Origin of the sequence: Halorubrum tibetense (assembly GCF_042661865.1) — an archaeon.
Taxonomy (GTDB): domain Archaea; phylum Halobacteriota; class Halobacteria; order Halobacteriales; family Haloferacaceae; genus Halorubrum; species Halorubrum tibetense.
The window spans coordinates 1-4,118 of sequence record NZ_JBHSWW010000220.1; the positions used below are offsets into that span (position 1 = coordinate 1).

The window sequence follows — 4,118 nt, forward strand, 5'->3', positions numbered from 1 at the left end:
CACGCTGTTGTCGCTGCCGTTGACGTTCGTCGCGGTCGCCGCCGCCTCGACCATCTCGCCCGCGGCGACGATAGGCGTGCTCGCGCTCACGCTCGTCGGCGCGGTGTACGTGATCGGAAGCGCCGCGCTCGGTGGGCACCTCGTCGACGAGGCGATGGCGAAGCGGGAGGCGTCGATGTCGGCGTCCGCCGTCACGCCGATCGAGCGGTTGAAACACCGCTACGTTGCCGGCGAGCTCGACGATACGGAGTTCGAACGCCGGCTCGACCGACTGGTCACGGCCGACGCCGACCAGCCCGGAGCACGGGGGGCTACCGACGAACACCCGATTCGTGACTCGACTCGCCGATCCGAACGTCCGGTCTCGCGCGGTCGTGAGAAACCGGATCGTGACCGGGTGAACCAGCGCCCCGCCCGTGGGTCCGATCACGATAGCGACCCCGAGCTGGCAGACTGGGAGTGGGGGTCACGTCGGGATCGCGAGTCGACCGCGTCGCGAAAGCGCTGACGCGGCACGAACCCAAGCCCACCTGTTCAGGGACGACGCTGTGAGGGTCCAACATTCACGACTGATACTCACCCCACGAAAATCGTTTATTTATTCTGTAACTACTGCTCGTATATTTCTCTAAAACCGCACGACCCAAGTACTTTATCAGGTTCAATAATTTGTTCTATGTGTTTATGTATTCGTTCCCATTCCCTATTGATAACGCCCGCCGGGCAGCCCGGGGGCCCACACAACAAACAATGTTCGAATCCATACTGGATGAGGAAGAGCGCGGTCAGGTGGGTATCGGGACGCTCATCGTGTTCATCGCGATGGTGCTGGTGGCGGCGATCGCCGCCGGCGTCCTGATCAACACCGCCGGGTTCCTTCAGACGCAGGCGGAGGCAACGGGCGAGGAGAGTACATCACAGGTTAGTGACCGGCTGCAGGTCGTGAGTCAGTCCGGAACGTTCGATGCAGCTGCCGATGGTGACGGTGCTGACGGGCAGATAACCGACCTCGAGTTCGTCGTTGCACAGGCACCCGGTGCGGATAACATCGATCTCGATGAGGTATCGGCCGAACTGATCGGGACTGACGGTCAAGAAACGTTCCAACTCGGTGATGAAACTGCAGTCGATATCGAGATATTCACCGACAATGACGGGGATGTCGTCCTAACCGACAACAGCGACCGAGCGACGGTTAGCATCACGCTTGATGAAGAGACGTTCAGCGACGCTGGTGCCAACGATCTTGGATACGTCCTGGAACAGGGTGACCGGCTCAGTGTGACGTTCACAACGTCGAGCGGCGCGACGACGACGACGGAGATCCGCGTCCCGAGCACCGTGGTCGAAGAGACCGTGAGGCTGTAACAATGTTCGAATTCATAACTAACTCCGAGGAGCGCGGTCAGGTGGGTATCGGGACACTCATCGTGTTCATCGCGATGGTGCTGGTGGCGGCGATCGCCGCTGGCGTCCTGATCAACACCGCCGGCTTTCTCCAATCGCAAGCAGAGGCAACGGGTGAGGAGAGTACCGACCTCGTCTCCGAGCGGATCGACGTAACGAGCTCCGTCGGGATCGTTGGTGACGCGGACGCGGGCACGCTGGACGAGATCCGGCTCAGTGTCGCCGGATCGCCCGGTGCTGATCAGATCGATCTGAGTGAAACGACGATCCAAGCTGTCGGTCCAAACGGGCAAGCGAACTTGGTATTCACCGATCAAGCTGCTGATGGGAGTGACTTCGATTACAGTGGTGGCCAGGATGAGAACTTTGCACTGCAGATCGAGCAGGGAGAGTTCGTCGTGCTCAAGAACGGTGAAATCACTGAAGATGGAGAGGCTGTCCTCAACGATGAGGACCAGTTCACGATCGTTGTGAACCCGGCAGCCGAGCCGTTTGGTGATCTCGATGATAGTGACACCGAGAATGAAGCCGTCCATGATGGCACTGACTATACCGCAATCGCGAGTCCCGGCGAAGCAACCTTCTTCGGCCAGAGCGACACCTCGTCGCTCGACATCGTCTCGCCGTCCTCGGCGACGACATCGCTCGAACTGAGCGCGCCCGACCTCTTCACCGACAACGGCGAAGCGGTCCGGCTGTAAGACACACCGACTCGCGGTCTTCCTTTTACCTGAAATCCATCATGTAGTAGCGACGCGTTGATCGTCAGACTGAACCTCGTTATTGATTCAGATAATCTGGACCTACTACTTATATTACCCATTCTCTTCGCTACGAGTACGGCCCGCGATCGGAATCACGGGCGCACACAACACACACGATGTTTGAACAAGTATTCGACGAGGAAGAGCGTGGTCAGGTGGGCATCGGGACGCTCATCGTGTTCATCGCGATGGTGCTGGTGGCGGCGATCGCCGCTGGCGTCCTGATCAACACTGCCGGCTTCCTCCAGACGCAGGCAGAGGCAACGGGTGAAGAGAGTACAGCGCAGGTAAGTGACCGGCTACAGGTCGTGAGCCAGTCCGGGACGTTCGACGAAACTGCTGACGGTGGCGAGGGCGACGGTCAGATTACTGATCTCGAGTTCGTCGTTGCACAGGCACCCGGTGCTGACAACATCGATCTTGATGAAGTGTCGGCTGAGCTGATTGGGACGGCCGGTCAGGAAACCTTCAGACTTGGCGATGAAGACGCGGTCGGGATCGAGATCTTCACCGATAACGATGGAGATGTCGTATTAACTGATAACAGTGATCGGGCAACTGTTAGTATTACACTCGACGAAACGACTTTCGGAGATAGTGGTGCGAACGATCTCGGATACGTTCTTGAGGAGGGTGATCGACTCAGCGTGACGTTCACGACATCGAGCGGCGCGACGACCACCTCAGAGATCCGCGTCCCGAGCACCGTGGTCGAAGACACCGTGAGGCTATAACAATGTTCGAATTTATCAATAACTCCGAGGAGCGCGGTCAGGTTGGAATCGGGACACTCATCGTGTTCATCGCGATGGTGCTGGTGGCGGCGATCGCTGCCGGCGTCCTGATCAACACCGCCGGGTTCCTCCAATCGCAAGCAGAGGCAACGGGTGAGGAGAGTACTGACCTCGTCTCCGAGCGAATCGACGTAACGAGCTCCGTTGGAATCGTCGCGGGTGATGAGGAAACGCTGAACGAGATCCGGATCTCGGTCTCCGGTGCGCCTGGAGCGGATCAGATCGACTTGAGTGAGACGACGATACAGGCTGTTGGGCCTGGTGGGCAGGAGAACCTCGTGTTCACGAGTTCAACCGCTGACGATGATGTGGAAATACCAGATGACCCTGATCAGTTTGATGCACCGGCAGAGGTCGGTGAAACTGAAGAATCGATCACGGTAGCTGTGAGTGATATCACTAACGATGGAACTGCTCTAATTGTTGAGGACGGTACTGATACTGAGCAAGATCGGGTAGTGTTGGACTCCAGCGACGGAGACGAACTTGTCACTCTCGATATCAGCAGTGCCGATCCTTCGGATGGAGACCTTTCTGTAGAGCTAGTTGACAATAGCGACGATACTAATATTTTCGGCCCAGAGACTGTCGCGTTCGTTGACTCAGCTACTGTCGCCGACCTCGGTCCGAACGAATTCGCAGTCGGTGAGGACGGCGACTTCGAGTCGAACCCCGTCCTCGACGGTGAATCGTACACCATCCTGCTGAACCCGGCCGCCGGTGCGTTCGAGAACACCGACTTCACGAACGACCGCTTCGGTCAGGGTGACACCGCGACGCTCGACATCGTCTCGCCGTCCTCGGCGACGACACAGGTCGAACTGAACGCGCCCGACCTCTTCACCGACAGCGGCGAAGCGGTCCGGCTCTAACGAGCCTCGAACAGCCCCCTAACCACTTATCCGGCGGATCCCCCCGCCCGGAACACCTATTTTATCGCGCGACCAACGCCACGCTATGAGTGACCACGACGCACCGCCGGCCGACCCCGAGGAGCTCGATTTCACCGACGACGAGCACGTCGTCGAGATCGGGGAGGGCCGGTACGTCGTCGGCACGAACGGCCGGCCGAACGTCCGGCCCGGCCGCCCGCCGGGTGACCCGAAACCCGCACAGGGATCCGGGGCCCCCGACGCGACCGGCGGGTCCGGCT

6 protein-coding genes are annotated in these 4,118 nt (G+C 59.3%); all 6 read left to right on the forward strand.

Annotation, left to right across the window (positions count from 1 at the left end; all coding sequences use genetic code 11):
- Positions 1 to 508, forward strand: a 508-nt coding sequence (locus ACFQEU_RS12255; protein WP_379782534.1) for an SHOCT domain-containing protein, incomplete at its 5' end; no start/stop codon positions are given.
- Between the two features lie 242 nt (positions 509 to 750).
- Positions 751 to 1,368 (forward strand): archaellin/type IV pilin N-terminal domain-containing protein, encoded by a 618-nt coding sequence (locus ACFQEU_RS12260; RefSeq protein WP_379782536.1) that lies wholly within the window; start codon positions 751 to 753, stop codon positions 1,366 to 1,368.
- Between the two features lie 2 nt (positions 1,369 to 1,370).
- Positions 1,371 to 2,108, forward strand: coding sequence for an archaellin/type IV pilin N-terminal domain-containing protein (locus ACFQEU_RS12265; RefSeq protein ID WP_379782538.1), 738 nt, complete (start codon positions 1,371 to 1,373; stop codon positions 2,106 to 2,108).
- Between the two features lie 179 nt (positions 2,109 to 2,287).
- Complete coding sequence (locus ACFQEU_RS12270; protein WP_379782540.1) at positions 2,288 to 2,905, forward strand: archaellin/type IV pilin N-terminal domain-containing protein; 618 nt, start codon at positions 2,288 to 2,290, stop codon at positions 2,903 to 2,905.
- Positions 2,906 to 2,907: 2 nt separating this feature from the next.
- Positions 2,908 to 3,837 (forward strand): archaellin/type IV pilin N-terminal domain-containing protein, encoded by a 930-nt coding sequence (locus ACFQEU_RS18290; protein ID WP_379782542.1) that lies wholly within the window; start codon positions 2,908 to 2,910, stop codon positions 3,835 to 3,837.
- A gap of 85 nt (positions 3,838 to 3,922) precedes the next feature.
- Positions 3,923 to 4,118 (forward strand): DUF7500 family protein (locus ACFQEU_RS12280; RefSeq protein ID WP_465261140.1); only part of this gene is annotated, 196 nt, incomplete at its 3' end.

What these genes read in the sequence shown, in the direction of transcription:
- ACFQEU_RS18290 (WP_379782542.1), top strand. Translation starts at nt 2,908, where the DNA reads ATGTTCGAATTTATCAATAACTCCGAGGAGCGCGGTCAGGTTGGAATC.
- ACFQEU_RS12265 (WP_379782538.1), top strand. Translation starts at nt 1,371, where the DNA reads ATGTTCGAATTCATAACTAACTCCGAGGAGCGCGGTCAGGTGGGTATC.
- ACFQEU_RS12270 (WP_379782540.1), top strand. Translation starts at nt 2,288, where the DNA reads ATGTTTGAACAAGTATTCGACGAGGAAGAGCGTGGTCAGGTGGGCATC.
- ACFQEU_RS12260 (WP_379782536.1), top strand. Translation starts at nt 751, where the DNA reads ATGTTCGAATCCATACTGGATGAGGAAGAGCGCGGTCAGGTGGGTATC.